Origin of the sequence: Mycolicibacterium neoaurum, from assembly GCF_036946495.1 — a bacterium.
Classification (GTDB): Bacteria; Actinomycetota; Actinomycetes; order Mycobacteriales; family Mycobacteriaceae; genus Mycobacterium; species Mycobacterium neoaurum_B.
Map to the genome: position 1 here is coordinate 1,071,470 of NZ_JAQIIX010000002.1, position 19,322 is coordinate 1,090,791.

Here is a 19,322-nt window from a genome sequence, read left to right on the forward strand (position 1 = left end):
CACCGAATGAGCGCAGATCCCAAGACCACCGAGTCAGACGCAGGTAAGCCGGGTGCCGAGGACGATGTCCTGAGTGATCCGGCCAAGGGCGCCGAGGACCGTTCGGACTGGTCCGACGAGGGCGGCGCGCCGGCCGGCGAAGAACACGCCTAGCCTGCGTCGGCGAAGACCGCCTGCGCGGCGTTGTAGCCGGGTATGAAGGTGATACCGGGCCCGCCGTGGCACCCGGCGCTGCCCAGATAGAGACCGTCGATCGGGATCGGTTGGTCGACAAAGCCTTTGGGGCCCGGCCGGTTCGGACCGATCTGCTCGGGGTGGATCAGCCCGTGGCAGTAGTCGCCGCCGGGTGCGCCGAACATGGTCCCCATGTGTTTGGGCGTGAAGGTGGTGTGCCGGAGGATCCTGCGCTCAAAATCCGGTGCCAGCCGGGTGATCTTGTCGATGACCCGACGACCCATCTCGACCTTGAGATCCCCGTAGGACGCCCGCGCGTTGCCCTCGACGGGGAACCACAGCGAGAAAGCCGATACCGCATGCTTGCCGGGCGGGGCGAGGTCCGGATCCTGCACCGAGGGCATCTGCATGGCGATCGCCGGGTCGGCGGGTACGACGCCGCGTCGACTCTGCTCCCACTGTTCCTGCAGTTCCTCGGGAGTGCTGAAAAGACCTATCGCCGACTGCATCTCGGGATGGTTGAGCATCCCGTACGGGTCGGCGAAGGTGGGCAGTCCGTCGAGGGCGAAATGCATCTGAAGGTAACTGCCGCGGTGGTCGGTGCGGGCGAAGCGGTCGCGCACGTCGCCGGGCACGGCAGTGGGGTCGAGCAGCTGGGTGACGGTGACATCGGGCGCCAGCGCGGATACGACCACGGGTGCGCTCAGTTCGGTTCCGTCCTCCAGTCGCACACCGATGACCCGGCCTGCCGCGGTGCGGATCTGTTCGACCTTGGATCGCAGCCGCAACTCGCCGCCACCGTCGACGAACATGTTGCGTAGGTGGGCGGTCAGCGCGCCGATGCCGCCGCGGAGTTTCTTCATCAACACCGCGTTCTCGTCGGGCACCGCCAGCCCGAATGCCAGCGCCGCGGCGCTACCCGGCGTCGCGGGGCCGCGATAGGTGGTGTTGACCGCAAGGAACGACAGCATGCCGCGCAGTGCACCGTGTTTCTCGGCGTCGTGCAGATAGCGGTCGAGCACATCGGTGACCGAACCGAACAGCATGTCGGTGATGGCCCCGTGCTCGAACTCGTTTGTCGCACAGGCATACATCTCGTCGAGCGTCTTGGGCGGTAAGCCCGCCTCGAATCGCCCGAGCGCGCGGGTCGGGGCCTGACTCCAGGCCATCAGCCCCGCCATACCGTTGACCGCCTCGGCACCGTGCACCTCGTTGAGGTGGGTGAGCAGCTTCATCGGGTCGGTGTAGTAGACGACCGGATCGTCGCCGATACCACGCAGCGAGACCGACATGACGTCGACGTCGACGCACGGCAGCGCGTCCAGGCCGAGCTCGCGGCTCACCACCGCCGAGGTCGGGAACTGCAGCGACCCGGCGATCTCGAAGTGGTAGCCGTCGAAAAGCTCGACGGTAGAGGCCATTCCGCCGGCATAGAGCTTGGCGTCCAGGCACAGGGTTCGAAGGCCCGCCCGTTGCAAAAGGGCGGCGGCGGCCAGGCCGTTGTGACCCGCGCCGATGACGATGGCATCGAAGCTGTCCGACATCACCCGAGGCTGACATCGGGTCCCATGTTTTGCCAATATTGACAAAACATCTATCGGTGCGGGACCACGCCCGATTCCAACGAATCCAGCGCCGTGCGGCACAACCGGGCCAGCTCGGACAACGACCGGTCCTCGGCGAGCATCCACACCTCCATGGCACCGAACACCGCCGCGGCGATGCACCGCGCCGTGACGGTGATCTGCAGCCGGGTGTCGATATCGGTGGCCGGTGGCTGATCGTCGCGCAGGTGCTCCTCGACGACCTCGGCGAAGGATGCCTCGACCTGCCTGATGTGCCGCACGATGCGCCCGGGATCCAGCTCGTCGGAGCGCAGCTCGGCGATCCGCGCGACGGCGTCGACGTCATAGGGGGATTCCAGGATGGCGGCGTGCACGGCCTCGACGATGGATTCGTCGGCGGATCGGTTGGCCAGCGCGGCGCGAAACCACTCAAGGCCGGCGTCGTAATCGACGAACAACAGGTCATGCTTGGACGAAAAGTGCCGGTAGAAGGTGCGCAGCGAGACGCCGGCATCGGCGGCGATCTGTTCGGCGGACGTGTCCTCGACGCCCTGTGCCAGAAAGCGCACCATGGCGGCCTTGCGCAGCGCGTCCCGGGTGCGCTCACTGCGAGCGGTTTGCGCGGGGCGGACCATCGGCTCAACGTACCCCAGGCCGAAGAACCCCCGACGCACCCGCTCGGGCGGAGTCCATAAGCTCACAGCAAAGGTCCACAGGGGGTAAGACTTTTGCGCGTCCATCATCTCAATTGCGGCAGCATGCCCGTTCCGAGCGCACCGCTGGTGTGCCACGTCATGCTCGTCGAGTCCGACGACGGGCTCGTCCTGGTCGACAGCGGCTACGGGCTACTCGACTGCGCCGAGCCCGCGCGACGCCTGGGACCCTTCCGGTTCGCCTCCCGCCCGGTGCTCGATCCGGCCGAGACCGCGGCGCGCCAGATCGCTGCCCTGGGGTTCGCGCGCGAGGACGTCCGGCACATCGTCGTCACGCATTTCGACTTCGATCACATCGGCGGGATCGCCGACTTCCCCGCCGCGCAGGTGCACGTCACCGCCGCGGAGGCGGCCGGCGCGGTGCACGCGCCGTCATTGCGAGAACGGATGCGCTACCGCAGCATCCAGTGGTCGCACGGTCCGACGCTGGTCGAGCACGAACCGGACGGCGATTCGTGGCGCGGGTTCGGGGCCGCCAAGGAGATCCTGGACGGCATCGTGCTGATCCCACTGCCCGGCCACACCCGCGGGCATGCCTGCGTTGCCGTGGACGCCGGGCACCGCTGGGTGTTGCACACCGGTGATGCGTTCTATCACCGCGGCCGGATCGACGGCAGGCCCATACCCAAGATCTTGGGGATGGAGATGGTGCTGGCCTTCGACCGCAAGCAGGTGCGCGACAACCACGTTCGGCTCGCGGAACTGGCCGCGCGCAATGAACCCGACCTGCTGATGGTCAACGCGCATGACCCGATCCTGTTGCAGCAGGCCCGCGCGACGGCCTAACCGGCGGCGACCAGCGCGATGGTCGCCTCGACGGCTTCCTCGGTGATATCGCTCATCGTCCCGCCGTTCTCCACGGTGACCGCGGTGAGTTCGCGCAGACCACCGAGCAACATGATGATGCGCGGACGGGAGACGGGCCCGATACCGGCTTCACGGAACCGCGGGCTGTCGATCAGCGAGTTCACCATCTCGATGAACTGCTCCATGGAATCGCGGGTCAGCGCGCGTCCGGCGGCACCCAGCGACGGGCCGTCACGGATCCAGCTCAGCGTCACATCGGGGCGGGACTCACCCGAGGCGATCCACGCCTCGATGGCCTGCCGGGCCTGATCGCGCCATGGCGCGTCGGGGTCCACGGCGGCCGAAATCTGGCGTATCTGATCGGCATTCGCGTCGGCCAGCAGCGCCATGAAGCACTCCTCCTTGCTGGAGAAGTACTCGTAGAAGGTGCGCCGCGATGTCCTTGCCCGCCGGACGATATCGGCGATCGTCATCTTGGCGTAGCCGTCCTCGGCGATCGAGGCCTCACACGCGGCCAGCAACCGGGTGCGGAAGTCGGCCCCGGCGGCGTCCGTCGTCACCCGCTCACCATATGACGGCGATACCCGCCGCGGTCAGCGAGAGCGCTCCGGCGAGGTAGAACAGCGCCGGCGCGACGGGCTGACCGGTACGTCGCTGCCGGGCGCTGCCCATGCCCAGCACGCCGCCCAGGATGATCAGCAGGACCAGCTTGACCCCGATCTTGGGGTAGTTGAGCACCACGTCCGACGGCCACGGCGCGGCCAGTGCCAGTCCGGTGATCAGCGAGATCAGCAGCCCGTAGTCCATGACCCTGGTGAACCGGGGTTGCGTCGAGAGCGCCGCCGATGCCCACGCACCGAAGGTGACGGCGAAACCCACGATGTGCAGTAGCACAACTACGCTGCGTAGTAGCTCCATGGCGGGAGCGTACCGCCCTCACCGGATGGCCATCACCGGACTGAGGACATCCTTGACGAACTGGCCGATATTGGTCGCCGGGTCGCCGTCGGGGAAGCTGACGGTGGCCAGCACATTGGCCCCGGCGTCGACGAAGTTGGTGTCCGCGCGGTCCTGATGCGTCGACGAGGTCACCAGGATGATGCCCGAGGTGTCGGCCTTCTTCGCCAACGGGACCGAGAACCGCGCGTTCTGCACGGTGCTGTTGGCCTTGTCCTCCAGGATGATCCGGTTGGCCGGGAACCCGAGCATCTGCAGGAGGTTGCGCATCTCGCCCGCCTCGGTGCGGCCCTGGCGCGGATTACCGCCGGTGACGATGATCGGCGATTGCGGGAAGGCCTGCGCGACGGCCAGTCCGGTGAGCACCCGAGTGAACAGGATGGGTCGCATCCAGCCGTCGGGGGTCAGGCCGTAGCCCAGGATCACGATGGCCGGTTTGGAGAAGTCCTTGCCCGCCGGTTGGGCCTGGGCCGCCGGCGCGCCCGCGAGCGCGAACACCGCGAGCAGGGCGCCGACGAGAGCGACCGCGGCGGCGGTCAGGCGATTGCGTGTTTCATCCCCGAATGATTTCGACACGACTGTTGATCGTGATCGGTGGGGAAGATGTTACGAAGACGACAATTTAGATCTGAAGTGGCCAGGGCCGGGATCGAACCGGCGACCTTCCGCTTTTCAGGCGGACGCTCGTACCAACTGAGCTACCTGGCCGGAAGGCCCCGGCCTTTCGACCGGGATACCTCGCCGAGATGGCGACCCTGACGGGACTCGAACCCGCGACCTCCGCCGTGACAGGGCGGCGCGCTAACCAACTGCGCCACAGGGCCTTGCTCTGTACTGCTCCACTCCGGTGTGTCACCACCGTCGTGCCGTACCCCCAACGGGATTCGAACCCGTGCTACCGCCGTGAAAGGGCGGCGTCCTAGGCCGCTAAACGATGGGGGCCTATCCGGATTTCTCCGGGCCGCTCTCAACGCCGGTGACGTTGGAAGCTTCGATAGCTTAGGACACAGCTGCTCGAAATCCCAAACCGGATGCCCCCACCCGTCTGATCAGCGGGCCAAGTATCCTTTTCGAGCACACGCCCCTATAGCTCAGTCGGTAGAGCTACGGACTTTTAATCCGCAGGTCCCAGGTTCGAGCCCTGGTGGGGGCACAACGCAACTCCGGGCGTCTCCCTGCCTTCAGCCCGCCCGCCATATGCGCTTCACGACTGAAGCAAGGTAGCTCTCAGCGTCGAAACGTCTACACCAGTTCAGTCTCGACCGCCGCGCGGCTGTGGCGGCTGAAGTGGTGGACGGGTCACTGGGCCACAACGCAACTGCCGGCCCGCGAGAGTGACGCTTCTGCGCTCTCACGGCCGCTGGGACCGCAATAACGTCACTCTCGCGCACGCGGGTTCAGCGGTCCGGCTTGGGCTTGGGCCCCTTGTCACCCTTGCCGTTCCCCCCGTTGCCGCGCCCCGGACCCCCAGCCGGACCGGGCGCTGGGGCGGGCGCGGGGGCAGCCGTGGTCGAGAGGACCGACGAGGACACCGGCGCGACCGGAGACGTACTCGTCGCACTCGTCGACACGGGCGTGGGTGTCCCGCTGCGGGAGGCGGTGTCGACCAGGAACGCGGCGAGCAGCACCAGGATGGCGGCCACCCCGCCCGCCACCGCCAGCACAAGGCGCCGACGGCTGCGCGGTCGCGGCACCGCCACCATGACCGTCGCGGGATCGGGCAGCGGCTGATCGAGCACGAGGGTCCCCGGCCGCGCCGACAGGGCGGCGAGCATCTGCTCGGCGCTGGAGAAGCGCACGCGCTCGTCGGCGGCCAGTGCCCGCTGGATCACCGTCACCAACGCGGCGTCGGCGTCGGGTCGCAGCGCGGCCAGGTTCTCGTGCGGCAGCGGGATGCGACCGACGAGACCCTCGCCGGCCACCATCGCCGCGGCATAGAGGTCATCGGCGACCGTCGCGGGGTGCCCGGCCAGCCGTTGTGGGCTCAGATAGCCGAGCGTCCCGACGACCTGACCGGTCATGGTGTGCGCGGAGGTGGGACTCTTGGCGATCCCGAAATCGGCGATCTTGATACCGCCGGCGGCCGTGACCAGGATGTTGGCCGGCTTGATGTCACGGTGCAGGATCCCGGCGGCATGGGCGGCGGCCAGACCGGAGAGCAGCTCGCACAACAGCGCCCGGACCTGCTGGGCGGGCACCGGACCGGCGGCGAACACATCGGCCAGCGTGCGCCCGGGAAGCCGTTCCATCACCAGATAGGGCAGGCCGTTGTGTTCCCCGCTGTCATGCACGGCAACGATATTCGGGTGGTTCAGCATGGCGACCGCGCGCGCCTCGGACTCGAAGCGTCGCCGGTCACCGGCCGTGGGGTCCATCAGCTTGATCGCGACCGGACGACCCAGCCGGGTGTCCCAGCCGTCGTGCACGGCAGCCATCCCGCCGCGTCCGAGCAGTCCGCGCAGTTCGTAGCGACCGCCGAGTGGCTGCTGCATGCGGTCCACCGTAGACCGCGCGGCGCCTACACCTGAGGGCAGTAGAAGTTCGGGTTGCCCCGGTACTCCACGGGCGGGAGATTGCGGGCCGGGGTCTGCACCAACGGCGAATCGGCGGGCAACCGGCCGCTGGCCCGATCCATCGCCGAGCGCTTGCGCGGGTGCATCAACGAGCGCTTCGGCAGCACCTTGCCCGCGAACGTGATCACCTCGCACAGCCGGTCGTGCAGGAACTGCTGCCGCGGCGTCCAGGTGTAACCCATCAGCTCGCGCACCGGCTCGTCATAGAGCGCCACGGTCATGAACGTCAGGAAGCGCTGCATCACCTTCAGGTTCAGCTTCCACAGTGGGTCCGGAATCCATTGCAGGGAGGGATGTTTGGGCATCGTCGACAGATCCATCACGGTGACCGCGGCCCAGTTGCGCTCCAGCACCTCGGTGCACATGTGCTCCCAGTAGGCCTCGAACTCCTCCCAGGACTTCGGCACCGGCCGCATGCTCATGCCGTACATCCGATACCACTGCACATGCTCGTCGAACAGCTGACGCTTGTCGGCCAGCGAGATGCCACCGCCGAACTTCTCGGCCGCCAGCAGGGTCGACTTGAAGAAGGTCGCGTGTGCCCAATAGAAGACGTCCGGGTTCAGCGCGCTGTAACGCCGTCCCTGCTTGTCCACGCCCTTGATGCCGATGTGATAGTCGCGGACCTCGGCCCCGGTCTGCGGCGCCCGGTCACCGTCGAAGACCACGCCGCCGATCGGGTAGATCGACCGCAACAGCCGCGGGATGCGCTCGATGAAGAAGATCGAATGCTCCTCGACCGCGGCCCCGAGTTGCGGGTGCATGTTCTGCATCGAGCCCGCCCAGGTGCCCTGGAACAGCCCCGTCCACTGCCCGAAGTACTTCCAGGTGAGCGAGTCCGGACCGAGCGGGATGGCGTCGTAACCGGTACTCACGGGGCAACCGGCAGCCCCGGCGGATTCGCTGGTCACCGGGCATGTCTCGGACGTATCTTGAGTCACTGACGACCTTCCGTTCGGGTCGGGGAAGCAATTCTGACTACACCCGTTGTCACCAAGCAGCTTAGGAGCGATGTGCCGTCCGGTCAACGACGCGGTCGATGGTCCGGCGTCCCCCTGCAGGACCGCCAGGCGTTGCGCCGCAACGAGCTCGTCACCGCGGGCGTCACGCTGCTGGGCGCCGCCGACGGACCCGCGCTGACGGTCCGCGCGGTCTGCCGGAAGGCCGGGCTGACCGAGCGGTACTTCTACGAAAGCTTCACCGACCGCGACGTTTTCGTGCGCGCCGTCTACGACGAGGTGTGCAAGGCGGCGATGACGGCCCTGCTTTCGGCGCAGACACCACGCGCCGCCGTCGAACAATTCGTCGAGTTGATGGTCGACGACCCGACCCGCGGCCGGGTACTGCTGCTGGCGCCCGAACGCGAACCGGTCCTGGTCGCCTCGGGCGCGGAGTGGATGCCCGACTTCATCGCCCTGATCCAGCGCAAGCTGACCCAGATCGCCGACCAGGCGGTGCAGGAAATGGTCGCGACCGGACTGGTCGGCGCGCTGACCGCACTGTTCACCGCGTACCTGAACGGACGCCTGACGGCCGGCCGCGAGCAATTCGTCGACTACTGCAGCACGTTGCTGCTCAGTCGCGCCGCCGTTCATCGGTAACGGTACGCATGCCCAAAAGACGGGTAACCGTTACGCGACTCACTCCGACGGAACTTGAATGTCACCGCGAGACACAGATATATTGACTGCAACCAACAGGTACAGATACATCGGAGGGTCCATGACCGAGGAACTGAGCGATCTGCAGCTCCTGCACGAGCTCGAGCCCGTGGTGGAGAAGCAGATCAACCGGCACCTGAGCATGCGCAAGGACTGGAACCCCCACGACTACATCCCGTGGTCGGACGGCAAGAACTTCTACGCCCTCGGCGGCCAGGAGTGGGATCCCGAGCAGTCCAAGCTCTCCGAGGTCGCCCGCATCGCGATGATCACCAACCTGTTGACCGAGGACAACCTGCCCTCGTACCACCGCGAGATCGCGATGAACTTCAGCATGGACGGCCCGTGGGGATTCTGGGTCAACCGCTGGACCGCCGAGGAGAACCGGCACGGCATCGCCCTGCGCGACTACCTGCTGGTCACCCGCGCCATCGACCCGATCGAACTCGAAGAACTGCGCGTCGAGCAGGTCACCCGCGGCTTCTCCCCCGGCCAGAACCTGCAGGGCGGCGACGAACTGTTCGCCCAGAGCCTGTTCGACTCCGTCATCTACGTGACGTTCCAGGAGCTGGCCACCCGCGTCAGCCACCGCAACACCGGCCGCGCCTGCAATGACACCGTCGCCGACCAGTTGCTCGGCCGCATCTCCGCCGACGAGAACCTGCACATGATCTTCTACCGGGACGTCTCGGCCGCCGGTATGGAGATCGCGCCCAACCAGGCGATGAAGTCGCTGCACAAGATCCTCACCAACTTCAAGATGCCCGGCTACACCATTCCTGACTTCCGCCGCAAGGCCGTCGTGATCGCCACCGGCGGCGTCTACGACCCGCGGATCCACCTCGACGACATCGTGATGCCGGTGCTCAAGAAGTGGCGCATCTTCGAGCGCGAGGATTTCACCGGTGAGGGCGCCAAGCTGCGCGACGAGCTGGCCAAGCACGTCGAAGAACTCGAGGACACCTGCGAGAAGTTCGAGATCGCCAAGGAACGCCGCCTGGAGCGGGAGCGCAAGGTCGCCGAGAAGAAGGCGATGAAAAACCTGCTGGTGAGCTCCTCCGCAGCCGGATGACACTGCTGGACAACCCGCCGACGGCCCGATCTGCCCTGCAGATCGGGCCGATCGCATTGCGTTCGCCCGTCGTGCTGGCCCCGATGGCCGGCGTCACCAACGTCGCGTTCCGCACGCTGTGCCGCGAGCTGGAGATGGCCCGCGCCGGCACCATCAGCGGTCTGTACGTCTGCGAGATGGTGACCGCCCGTGCGCTGGTCGAACGTCATCCGGTCACCATGCACATGACCACCTTCGCCCCGGACGAGACGCCGCGCTCGCTGCAGCTCTACACCGTCGACCCGGAGACCACCTACCGCGCGGCCAAGATGATCGCCGACGAGGGCCTGGCCGATCACATCGACATGAACTTCGGCTGCCCGGTGCCCAAGGTCACCAAGCGTGGCGGCGGTGCGGCCATCCCGTTCAAGCGCCGGCTGTTCGGCCAGATCGTCGCGGCGGCGGTCCGCGGTGTCGAGGGCACCGCCATCCCCGTCACCGCGAAATTCCGGGTCGGTATCGACGATGAGCACACCACGCATCTGGATGCCGGCCGTATCGCCGAGCAGGAGGGTGCGGCCGCCGTCGCGCTGCATGCCCGCACCGCCGCCCAGCGTTATTCCGGCGCGGCCGACTGGTCGCGTATCGCCGAACTCAAACAACACGTGACCGGTATCCCGGTGCTCGGCAACGGCGACATCTTCGACGCCCGCGACGCCGTCGCCATGATGTCGCAGACCGGATGTGACGGAGTCGTCATCGGACGTGGGTGCCTGGGCCGTCCCTGGCTGTTCGCCGAACTGTCGGCAGTCTTCAACAACCGACCGATCCCGACCCCGCCCACCCTGGGCGAGGTGACCGATATCGTCCGGCGCCACGGTGAGCTGCTCGCCGAGCACTTCGGGGTGGACAAGGGCATGCGTGACATCCGCAAGCATGTCGCCTGGTACCTGCACGGTTTCCCCGTCGGCGGCGACTCCCGTCGGGCATTGGCGCTGGTCAAAACCGTCGAAGAGCTCGACGAACTGCTGGCCCAGCTCGACCAGGACGCACCGTTCCCCGAGGTGGGCGACGGCCCGCGCGGTCGACAGGGTTCACCGGGAACGGTGTCGCTGCCCGCGGGCTGGCTCGACGATCCCGACGATGACACCGTGCCCGAGGCGGCCGATGTGATGCACTCCGGCGGCTGAGCCGAGATGGTCCCGAGACCGCTCCGTCACAGCGCTGCGCTGGCCCACGCTCAGGTTGTCTCAGTACGATGAGTGGCCACGTGCCCGGACTCCGGTGGCGCGGCCGGGCATGGGCCTGCTACAAGAAGTAGTGCGCCGCGTCCGAACGCAGGATCCGGGCAACCCACACGACATCCGTGCGCAACGGCGCGCACGCCCCTCGAGTCGAAGGTCGGTAGGACATGAGTGACGGCGACAACGCCACTCCTGGCCGGCCCGACGGTGCCCGCGGTGACAACGACTGGCTTACCCGATCGGAGCGGCCGGCACCAGGCGCCGCGCCGTGGGAGCGGGCCGTTGCGCCCGACACGGCTGTACCGCAGCCGAACACTCAGGACACCGGTAACCACACCGATGGCGTCACCGTCGCCGACCTGATCGCCAAGCTGGCTGACGAGAATCCGAACAGCACCGGACGCTCGCGACGCCGTGCTACCGAGGAATCGGACGAGCCCGCCGACGTCGCACCGGAGAGCGACGCCGAGATCACCGACCCGGTGGCACCGATCGAGGCCACCATCTTCGATGCCGACCGTGCCGATGGGCTGGAACCACCCACAGAGGTGATGTACGTCCCGTCGGCGTACGCCCCGGAGATTCCCGACCTGGCCGCCGCCCGCCCGCCCGTGCACGCTGCGCGCCCCCGGCACCATGCCGGACGGACCGCGCGCAATGCCGGTCGGGTCGCCGCCGCGCTGGCCGCCATCTGCGCCCTGCTGGTGACCGGTGGTGCCTGGCAGTGGCAGTCGATGAAGAACAACAGCCTCAACCAGGTTTCCGCGCTGGATCCCAACTCCCGCGATATCCTCGACCCCAACAAGCAGTTCGGCGACGAGAATTTCCTCATCGTGGGCACCGACAGCCGGCTGGGCGCGAATGCCGAGGTCGGCGCGGGTACCACCGATGATGCCGCCGGCGCGCGGTCGGACACCATCATGCTGGTCAACATCCCCGCCGACCGTAAGCGTGTGGTCGCGGTCTCGTTCCCACGCGATCTGTCCATCACGCCGATGAAGTGCGAACCGTGGGACCCCGAGACCCGCGCCTACGGTCCGATCACCGACCCGGAATCCCCGATGTACGGGATGGACGAGGCCTACACCGAGACCAAGCTCAATTCCGCCTATGCCGTCGGCGGCCCCAGGTGCCTGGTGAAGGTGATCCAGAAGCTCTCGGGACTGTCGGTCAACCGGTTCATGGCCATCGATTTCACCGGGTTCTCGAAGATGGTCGACGCCCTCGGCGGCGTCGAGGTGTGCAGCACCACCCCGCTGGAGGACTACGAGCTGGGCACCGTGCTGGCCAACCCCGGCCGCCAGATCGTCGACGGTCACACCGCGCTGAACTATGTCCGGGCCCGCCAGGTCACCACTGAGTTCAACGGCGATTACGGCCGCATCAAGCGTCAGCAGCTTTTCCTGTCCTCGCTGCTGCGGTCGATGATCTCCAAAGAGGTGTTCTTCAGCCTGTCCAAGCTCAACAACGTGGTGAACATGTTTATCGAGGACAGCTACGTCGACAACATCAAGACCAAGGACCTGGTCGATCTCGGCCAATCGGTGCAGGGTGTCAATGCCGGGCGCATCACCTTCGTCACGGTGCCCACCACCGGTTATGCCGATGCCTACGGCAACGAGCAGCCCCGCGTCGACGATATGGCCGCGCTGTTCGCCGCAATCATCGATGATGACCCACTGCCCGAAGAGCACAACGACGACAACTCCCCGGTCCCGCCATCGCCCGAGAGCCACGGCGGCTCAACCACACCCACCACCGATGCCAACGGCGCAGAAACAGTCGACGCGGTGGCCACCGATCCCGGTGCCGTGACCGTGCGGGTGTCCAACTCGACCGGCGAGTCCGGCCTGGCCGCCAACGCCGCCTCCGTGCTGCAGCAGCACGGTTTCCAGGTCGACACCCCCGACGACTACCCCGGCCCGCTGCATTCCACGACCGTGTTCTTCTCCCCGGGCAACGAGCAGGCCGCGGCGACCGTCGCATCGTCGTTCCACAACGCGACCATCGAGCGGACCACCGGGATGGGCGATGTGGTGCGGGTGGTGCTCGGCACGGACTTCACCTCCGTCACCCCGCCGTCACCGAGCGGTTCCACCGTGCAGGTCAAGATGGTCCGCGGCACGGCGTCGGAGTCATCGTCGTCCGAGACCACCACCACCGAGCTACCGGAGGACCTCACCGTCACCAACGCGGCGGACACCACCTGCGAATAGGGTGGTGGGACCTATGCCCAGGCCATCCATGGGCATTCACCTTTCGTTCACCTGTGGCGCCGTGACCTGCAAGCTCGCTGAACGTAAGGTGTTCACATGCGTACTGCGTACCAGGAACAACTGTCGTCCTTGACCGTTCAGCTCAGCGAGATGTGCGGGCTGGCCGGTGTGGCGATGGAGCGCGCAACCCAATCCCTGCTGCAGGCCGATCTGGCACTGGCCGAGCAGGTGATCTCCGAACAGGACCGGCTCGGTGAGATCCGGGTGCGGGCCGAAGAGGCGGCGTTCATGCTGCTCGCCCTGCAGGGACCGGTCGCCGGCGATCTGCGCGCCATTGTCAGCGGCATCCAGATCATCGCCGATATCGACCGGATGGGCGCGCTGGCACTGCACGTGGCAAAGATCGCACGGCGCCGCCACCCCCAGCATGCGCTACCCGAGGAGGTCAACGGGTACTTCGCCGAAATGGGGCGCGTGGCAGTCGAATTGGCCCACAGTGCACGCGAGGTCCTCGACACCCTCGATCCGGAGAAGGCTCGCCAGATCCGCGACGAGGACGATGCGATGGACGATCTGCACCGGCACCTGTTCTCGGTACTGATGGACAAGGACTGGAAGCACGGTGTCACCGCCGCGGTCGACGTCACGCTGTTGAGCCGTTTCTACGAGCGGTTTGCCGACCACGCGGTCGAGATCTCACGCCGGGTGATCTTCACCGCGACCGGCGAGCTGCCCGAGGACAATCTGGCCGAACCGCAGTAGTCGGACGGCTCACGGGCCGTCGGCGACGATGCGCACACCGTCGCGGCCTGCCGCCATCAGATCGGCCAGCACCTTCGCCACGACCTGGAGTTCGGCACCGGTGTAGCGGTTCAGGAATTCGCGTCTGCCCTGGTCCATCTCCTCGTGCAGCCGGCGATGGGCGGCAACGACGAGCTCACCGTCATCGGTGAGCGTCAACTGGGTCTCCTTACGGTTGCCGGGGACCGGCCCGCGGTGCACCAGTCCGGCCTCGACCAGTCGCTGAACGTGCTTGCTGACGGTGCCCTTCAACTGACCGGACCGAGCTGCCAGCCCCACCAGACTCGACGGCCCATCGGCCAGCTCGGCGAGCAGGTGCACCGAGAGCTGAGGGAGCTCACGGATCACGCTCGCCAGTCGCGGCGGGCAGCGGGCCACCATGAAATCGCGCTCGGGATCGCCGTCATCGCCGGCTTCGAACTTGTCGCCCACCGCGTCGACGAGCTGGTTGATGTCCTCGATCAGCCGCGACTTGGTTTTCACGGAAACCATATTGCCATCCGTCGCCGCGTCTCGTACATTGTTTCCATAGAAACGATTTCTGAGGAAACATAGGAGACGCCGTGAAAGCCGCCGTGATCGACCAATGGGGACAGCCGCCCCGCTATTCCGACTTCCCGGAGCCGCAGCCCGGTGACGGCACGCTGACCGCCACCGTCGAGGCCAGCGCGCTGACCAACCTGACCAAGGGCATCGGCAACGGAACCCATTACGCCAGTAGGGAAATGCGGCTGCCGATGGTACCGGGCGTTGACGGCGTCGCGCGGCTCGACGACGGCAGACGCGTCTATACCGGCGCCGTGCCACCCTACGGAATGCTGGCCGAACGCACCCTGCTCAACGCCAACGACATGGTGGAGTTGCCCGATGGGATCGACGCCGTCACCGCGGCGGCCGTCCCCAATCCGGGCATATCGTCCTGGCTGGCACTCGAACACGCCGCGGCGCTGCGCCCCGGTGAACACGTGCTGGTCCTCGGGGCCACCGGTGTCACCGGCTCGCTTGCCGCGCAGCTGGCGGCATCGGTCTTCGGCGCCGCGCGGGTGGTCGTCGCGGGCCGCGACACCACCCGGTTGGACTGGCTACGGACCGTGGGGGCCGACGACGTCATCGACCTGCGCAATGACGATGTGCGCGCCAAAGTCCACGCCCTGCACACCGCGCAGCCCTTCGACGTCGTGCTGGACTACCTGTGGGGCGACCCCGCGGCGCAGGTGCTCGCCGCCCTGGCCGACGGTCCGACCGGCAGCTATCACCGCACCCGGTTCGTTCAGGTCGGCGCGATGGCCGATCCGACCATGCCGCTGCCCGCCGCGGTGCTGCGCAGCACCGGTATCCAGCTCTGCGGGGTCGGCATCGGCAGCGTCCCACCTACGGTGCTGGCCGCGGCGCGCACCGAGGCACTGCCCCGGCTGTTCGACATGGTCGGCAACGGAAGTCTCCACATTCGCACGGCCGCACGGCCACTGGCCGAAATCGCCGACGCGTGGACCACGACCGACCCGTCGGGCACCAGGGTGGTGCTCACGCCATGAGGGTGCGGGCTAGCCGAACCGACCCGAGATGTAGTCCTCGGTGGCCTTCTGGGTGGGGTTGGAGAAGATCTTCTCGGTGTCGTCGATCTCGATGAGCTGACCGGGCTTACCGGTGGCCTCGAGGTTGAAGAACGCCGTCTGATCCGAGACGCGGGCGGCCTGCTGCATGTTGTGCGTGACGATCACGATGGTGAAGTCCTGCTTGAGCTCCGAGATCAGATCCTCGATCGCCAGCGTCGAGATCGGGTCCAGCGCCGAACAGGGCTCGTCCATCAGCAGCACGTCGGGCTGCACGGCGATGGCGCGGGCGATGCAGAGCCGCTGCTGCTGGCCACCGGACAGTCCGCCACCCGGCTTGTCGAGACGGTCCTTGACCTCGTTCCACAGGTTGGCGCCCTTGAGCGAGCGCTCGGTGACCTCGTCGAGAGTCTTCTTGCTGCGCACACCCTGCAGCTTCAACCCGGCCACCACGTTGTCGCGAATCGACATGGTGGGGAACGGGTTCGGGCGCTGGAACACCATGCCGATGGTCTTACGCACACCGACCGGGTCGACGCCCGAACCGTAGATGTCGTCACCATCGAGCAGCACCGAGCCCTTGACGTAGGCACCCGGGATCACCTCGTGCATGCGGTTGAGCGTGCGCAGCACGGTCGACTTACCGCAGCCCGACGGGCCGATGAATGCGGTCACGCTGCGCGGTTCCACCGACAGCGAGACGTTCTGCACGGCGTGGAATGCGCCGTAGTAGATGTTGACGTCCTTCAGATCCAGGCGTTTGGCCATCTCGGATACTCCTAAACCTTTTTCGGGGCAAAGAATTTGGCGATGAATCGCGCACCCACGTTGAGCACCGCGATCAGGACGACGAGGGTGAGCGCGGCACCCCAGAGCCGGTCGGTGGGGACCGGGTTGGCCCCGGCACCTGCCGAGGTCTGGTCGAACATCATGCCGGGTAGCGAGCCCATGAAACCGCTGAACATGTCGAAGTTGATCGCCTGCGCGTACCCGACCAGGATCAACAGCGGTGCGGTCTCTCCCATCACCCGCGCCAGCGACAACAGCACACCGGTGACGATGCCCGACAGTGCGGTGGGCACCACGATGGCCGAGATGGTCTTCCATTTCGGCACACCCAGTGCGTAGCTGGCCTCGCGCAGGTCCATCGGCACGATGCGCAGCATCTCCTCGGTGGAGCGCACGATCACCGGGATCATCAGCAGCACCAGGGCCAGCGACACCGCGAAGCCCGAACGCTGGAAGCCCAGGGTGGCCACCCACAACGCATAGATGAACAACGCCGCCACGATCGAGGGCACCCCGGTCAGGATGTCGACCATGAAGGTGGTGACCTTGCCCAGCCGGGTGCCGCCGCCGTACTCCACCAGATAGATGGCGACGAAGATGCCGATGGGGATGGAGATGACCGCGCAGATCAACGCCTGCAGCAGCGAGCCGACGATGGCGTGATAGGCACCGCCACCCGCGGCGAAGGCCGTCATGCCGGACTGGGAGTTCAGCCACCAGGTGCTCGAGGTGACCACCCCGATGCCCTTGGACACCACCGTGTAGAGCACCCACACCAGCGGGACGATGGCCACCACGACCGAGGCGGTGACCAGGATGGTGGCCAGCTTGTCGGCCACCTTCCGGCGGCCGCTGACCCCTTGGAAGGTCGGGGCCTTGACCGGCTTCTCAAGCGCTGCGGTCATGATGCGGACCTGTCCTTTCCGGAGACTGCGGCGCGCGCCAGCGAGTTCACCACGAACGTGAGGATGAACAGCACCAAACCGGCCGCGATGTAGGCACCCGCCTTGTACTGGTCGTTGAATTCCGATGCCGCCGAGGCGATCTTGCTGGCGAAGGTGAAGCCGCCGTCGAACAGCGACCAACCGAACGCGGTCTGGGTGCCGCGCAGGATGATCAGCAGCGCGATCGTCTCACCGAGCGCGCGACCCAGCCCCAGCATCGCCCCGGAGATGTAGCCGGACATCCCGAACGGCAGCACCGTGGTGCGCACGACCTCCCAGCGGGTGGCACCGAGGGCCAGAGCGGCCTCGATCTGGCCGCGCGGGGTCTGCACGAACACCTCGCGGGTGACCGCGGTGATGATCGGCAGGATCATCACCGCGAGCACGATGCCCGCGGTGAAGATGGTGCCGCCGCCGGCCACCGAGGCATTGCCAGTGGAGAACAGGAACAGCCAGCTCAAGTTCTCGTTGAGCCACACCGCAACCGGCTTGATCGCCGGAGCCAGGACATACAGGCCCCACACGCCGTAGATGATCGAGGGCACGGCGGCCAGCAGATCCACCATGTAGGCCAGCGGGCCCTTGACCCGCTTGTGCGCGTAGTTGGTCAGATAGATCGCGATGCCCAGCGCGATCGGCATCGCCAGCACCAGCGCGAACACTGAGACGAACACCGTCACCTGGAGCAGGTCCAGGATGCCGAAGCTCATCGCCGAGGTGTCCGTGGTGACCCAGTTGCCGCCGAACAGGAAGAAGTTCTGCTGGTTGCGCTGCAGCGCCGGGATGGCGCGCCACAGCAGGAAGAAACCGATGGCGGCGATGATCGCGATGACGAGCACACCCGAACCGGTGGCAAGACCGCTGAAGATGCGGTCACCGGGCCGAACCATCGCGTTCCCCGATGGATTCGTCGAGATGGGTGTGGGCTCGGGGAACGGTGCGGCCAAGGCCTCACCCGACCCCGAGTCGGCTGGATTCGGAATAGTCACTGAGTTCCCGTCTGAACCCTTGTCGATACCTTTGTACGTCATTCGGTCCCCGCACCCATCCTCGCGTCGAATTCGCCGATGTGCCAGTGCAACTAGGAGGCGGGTCCGATGGCCTCGATGGAAGTCAGCAGACGCTCCTTGAACTTCTCCGGCAGCGGGACGTAGCCGGCGGAGGACAACCCCTGCTGGCCGTCATTGGCGGCCACCGTGAGGAAGGACTTGACGGCCGCGGCGGTCTCGGCGTCATAACCGTTGGAGCAGACGATCTCGTAGGTGGCCAGCACCAGCGGGTAGGCACCGGCTTCGGTGGTTCCGTACAGCGAGGCCAGGTCCAGGGTCAGGTCGTTGCCCTCGGCGGCGAACTTGGCGGCGTCGATGGCCTTGCCCGCGGACTCGTCGGTCAGCTCGACCGCACCGCTGCCGTTGTCGATCTTCGCGTAGGGCAGACCCGCCTGGTCGGCGAAGCCCTTCTCGACGTAGCCGATGGCACCCGGGGTGGCCTGCACGGCCTGCGCGACGCCCGCCGACTTCTGGGCGCCCTCACCGGCGCCGCCCTGGAACTCGCTGCCGTCACCCTTGGTCCAGGCACCGCCCGAGGCGGCCTCCAGATACTTCTGGAAATTGTCGGTGGTACCCGAAGAGTCGGAACGGAAGATCGGGGTGATGGCGGTGTCGGGCAGGGTCTTGCCCTCGTTCAACGCGGCGATGGCCGGGTCGTTCCACTTGGTGATCTGACCCTGGAAGATCTTGGCCAGCAGGTCGCCGTTGAGCACCAGGCCGTCGACGCCCTCGACGTTGTAGGCCATGGCGATCGGACCGAAGACCAGCGGCAGGTTCCAGGCCGGGTTGCCACCGCAGCGCTCGGCGGCCTGCTGCGCCTGCGCCTCTTTGATGGCCGAATCGGATCCGGCGAAGTCCACATTCTTGGCGACGAACTGCTCACGACCAGCACCCGAGCCGGTCGGGTTGTAGGACAGGTTCTTGCCCTGGCACTTCTGGCTCCACACCTGGTTGAACAGCGCGATGGCGTTCTGCTGGGCGGTCGAGCCCTCCGCGGTGATCGAGTTCTTGCCGCCGCAGTCCGCGGCCGAGGCGGAACCGGTCTCGGAACCGCCGGCGGAGGTGCCTGCGTTGTTGTCGCTGCCACACGCGGTGAGCGTGAGCGCGGCGATCGCGGTCGCCGACAAGGCCATGCCGATGTTGAGCTTCACGAATCCCACTTTCCTGTGTTGACGGCTTCAGACTCCGTGGCAACGTATTCGGCCGCCATGGACGGACCGGGGAC

Annotated in this window: 20 protein-coding genes and 4 tRNA genes; 9 read left to right on the top strand and 15 right to left on the bottom strand. The window is 66.8% G+C overall.

Features of this window, described 5'->3' with window-relative positions; genetic code table 11:
* Window positions 1-6: 6 nt before the first annotated feature.
* The gene (locus tag PGN27_RS10485; protein ID WP_019511135.1) at window positions 7-153 is read left to right on the top strand and encodes a hypothetical protein; all 147 of its coding nucleotides are present in this window, start codon (window positions 7-9) and stop codon (window positions 151-153) included.
* Here PGN27_RS10485 and PGN27_RS10490 read toward each other — a convergent pair.
* Together PGN27_RS10490 and PGN27_RS10495 are read right to left on the bottom strand one after the other, a co-directional pair.
* Complete coding sequence (locus tag PGN27_RS10490; protein WP_335326066.1) at window positions 150-1,718, bottom strand: phytoene desaturase family protein; 1,569 nt, start codon at window positions 1,716-1,718, stop codon at window positions 150-152. The genes PGN27_RS10485 and PGN27_RS10490 overlap by 4 nt on opposite strands.
* 50 nt (window positions 1,719-1,768) lie before the next feature.
* Complete coding sequence (locus PGN27_RS10495; RefSeq protein WP_335326067.1) at window positions 1,769-2,374, bottom strand: TetR/AcrR family transcriptional regulator; 606 nt, start codon at window positions 2,372-2,374, stop codon at window positions 1,769-1,771.
* A gap of 93 nt (window positions 2,375-2,467) precedes the next feature.
* On the opposite strand from PGN27_RS10495, the gene PGN27_RS10500 reads away from it, so the two are divergent.
* Window positions 2,468-3,238 (top strand): MBL fold metallo-hydrolase, encoded by a 771-nt coding sequence (locus tag PGN27_RS10500; RefSeq protein ID WP_335326068.1) that lies wholly within the window; start codon window positions 2,468-2,470, stop codon window positions 3,236-3,238.
* Here the strand turns inward: PGN27_RS10500 and PGN27_RS10505 are convergent.
* The 6 genes from PGN27_RS10505 to PGN27_RS10530 all read right to left on the bottom strand — a co-directional run bounded on the left by PGN27_RS10505 (window position 3,235) and on the right by PGN27_RS10530 (window position 5,158).
* On the bottom strand, window positions 3,235-3,819 hold the full coding sequence (locus PGN27_RS10505; RefSeq protein ID WP_335326069.1) for a TetR/AcrR family transcriptional regulator: 585 nt from the start codon (window positions 3,817-3,819) through the stop codon (window positions 3,235-3,237). The genes PGN27_RS10500 and PGN27_RS10505 overlap by 4 nt on opposite strands.
* A 4-nt stretch (window positions 3,820-3,823) precedes the next feature.
* Window positions 3,824-4,177, bottom strand: coding sequence for a Fe-S protein (locus tag PGN27_RS10510; protein WP_335326070.1), 354 nt, complete (start codon window positions 4,175-4,177; stop codon window positions 3,824-3,826).
* 18 nt (window positions 4,178-4,195) lie between these two features.
* Window positions 4,196-4,792, bottom strand: a complete 597-nt coding sequence (locus tag PGN27_RS10515; protein ID WP_418888583.1) for a YdcF family protein — start codon at window positions 4,790-4,792, stop codon at window positions 4,196-4,198.
* 58 nt (window positions 4,793-4,850) lie between these two features.
* Window positions 4,851-4,924: transfer RNA gene (locus PGN27_RS10520), tRNA-Phe, on the bottom strand.
* Between the two features lie 39 nt (window positions 4,925-4,963).
* Window positions 4,964-5,040 (bottom strand) — tRNA-Asp (locus PGN27_RS10525).
* Window positions 5,041-5,085: 45 nt separating this feature from the next.
* Window positions 5,086-5,158: transfer RNA gene (locus tag PGN27_RS10530), tRNA-Glu, on the bottom strand.
* Between the two features lie 138 nt (window positions 5,159-5,296).
* Here PGN27_RS10530 and PGN27_RS10535 point away from each other — a divergent pair.
* Window positions 5,297-5,369, top strand: a tRNA-Lys gene (locus PGN27_RS10535).
* A 244-nt stretch (window positions 5,370-5,613) separates the two neighbouring features.
* Here the strand turns inward: PGN27_RS10535 and PGN27_RS10540 are convergent.
* Window positions 5,614-6,708, bottom strand: coding sequence for a serine/threonine-protein kinase (locus tag PGN27_RS10540; RefSeq protein WP_335326071.1), 1,095 nt, complete (start codon window positions 6,706-6,708; stop codon window positions 5,614-5,616).
* Window positions 6,709-6,734: 26 nt separating this feature from the next.
* Window positions 6,735-7,730: an oxygenase MpaB family protein gene (locus PGN27_RS10545; protein WP_335326072.1), complete on the bottom strand. Its 996-nt coding sequence runs from the start codon at window positions 7,728-7,730 to the stop codon at window positions 6,735-6,737.
* A 72-nt stretch (window positions 7,731-7,802) separates the two neighbouring features.
* Between PGN27_RS10545 and PGN27_RS10550 the strand changes: the two genes are divergently transcribed.
* The 5 genes from PGN27_RS10550 to phoU all read left to right on the top strand — a co-directional run bounded on the left by PGN27_RS10550 (window position 7,803) and on the right by phoU (window position 13,723).
* A complete protein-coding gene (locus tag PGN27_RS10550) occupies window positions 7,803-8,390 on the top strand; it encodes a TetR/AcrR family transcriptional regulator (protein ID WP_335326073.1) in 588 nt (195 codons plus the stop codon).
* A 121-nt stretch (window positions 8,391-8,511) separates the two neighbouring features.
* Window positions 8,512-9,522, top strand: a complete 1,011-nt coding sequence (locus PGN27_RS10555) for an acyl-ACP desaturase (RefSeq protein ID WP_036460285.1) — start codon at window positions 8,512-8,514, stop codon at window positions 9,520-9,522.
* A complete protein-coding gene (dusB, locus tag PGN27_RS10560; protein WP_335326074.1) occupies window positions 9,519-10,691 on the top strand; it encodes a tRNA dihydrouridine synthase DusB in 1,173 nt (390 codons plus the stop codon). Before PGN27_RS10555 ends, dusB begins: the two co-directional genes overlap by 4 nt.
* 221 nt (window positions 10,692-10,912) lie before the next feature.
* Window positions 10,913-12,961, top strand: a complete 2,049-nt coding sequence (locus tag PGN27_RS10565; protein ID WP_335326075.1) for an LCP family protein — start codon at window positions 10,913-10,915, stop codon at window positions 12,959-12,961.
* Between the two features lie 96 nt (window positions 12,962-13,057).
* A complete protein-coding gene (gene phoU, locus PGN27_RS10570) occupies window positions 13,058-13,723 on the top strand; it encodes a phosphate signaling complex protein PhoU (RefSeq protein ID WP_030133187.1) in 666 nt (221 codons plus the stop codon).
* Window positions 13,724-13,732: 9 nt separating this feature from the next.
* Here phoU and PGN27_RS10575 read toward each other — a convergent pair whose 3' ends face one another.
* Complete coding sequence (locus PGN27_RS10575) at window positions 13,733-14,245, bottom strand: MarR family winged helix-turn-helix transcriptional regulator (RefSeq protein WP_335326076.1); 513 nt, start codon at window positions 14,243-14,245, stop codon at window positions 13,733-13,735.
* Window positions 14,246-14,325: 80 nt separating this feature from the next.
* Between PGN27_RS10575 and PGN27_RS10580 the strand changes: the two genes are divergently transcribed.
* Entirely contained in the window at window positions 14,326-15,297 is a 972-nt protein-coding gene (locus PGN27_RS10580) for a quinone oxidoreductase family protein (RefSeq protein WP_335326077.1), read from the top strand.
* Window positions 15,298-15,306: 9 nt separating this feature from the next.
* Here the strand turns inward: PGN27_RS10580 and pstB are convergent, their stop codons facing one another.
* From pstB to pstS, 4 genes are read right to left on the bottom strand one after another with little or no spacing between them, the layout of a single operon-like run.
* On the bottom strand, window positions 15,307-16,083 hold the full coding sequence (pstB, locus tag PGN27_RS10585; protein WP_019511119.1) for a phosphate ABC transporter ATP-binding protein PstB: 777 nt from the start codon (window positions 16,081-16,083) through the stop codon (window positions 15,307-15,309).
* A gap of 11 nt (window positions 16,084-16,094) precedes the next feature.
* Window positions 16,095-17,009, bottom strand: coding sequence for a phosphate ABC transporter permease PstA (gene pstA / locus PGN27_RS10590; RefSeq protein ID WP_335326078.1), 915 nt, complete (start codon window positions 17,007-17,009; stop codon window positions 16,095-16,097).
* Window positions 17,006-18,079, bottom strand: a complete 1,074-nt coding sequence (gene pstC, locus PGN27_RS10595) for a phosphate ABC transporter permease subunit PstC (protein ID WP_335326079.1) — start codon at window positions 18,077-18,079, stop codon at window positions 17,006-17,008. The genes pstA and pstC overlap by 4 nt, the downstream gene beginning before the upstream one ends.
* A 50-nt stretch (window positions 18,080-18,129) precedes the next feature.
* A complete protein-coding gene (gene pstS, locus PGN27_RS10600) occupies window positions 18,130-19,230 on the bottom strand; it encodes a phosphate ABC transporter substrate-binding protein PstS (RefSeq protein ID WP_090558835.1) in 1,101 nt (366 codons plus the stop codon).
* Window positions 19,231-19,322: the final 92 nt, after the last annotated feature.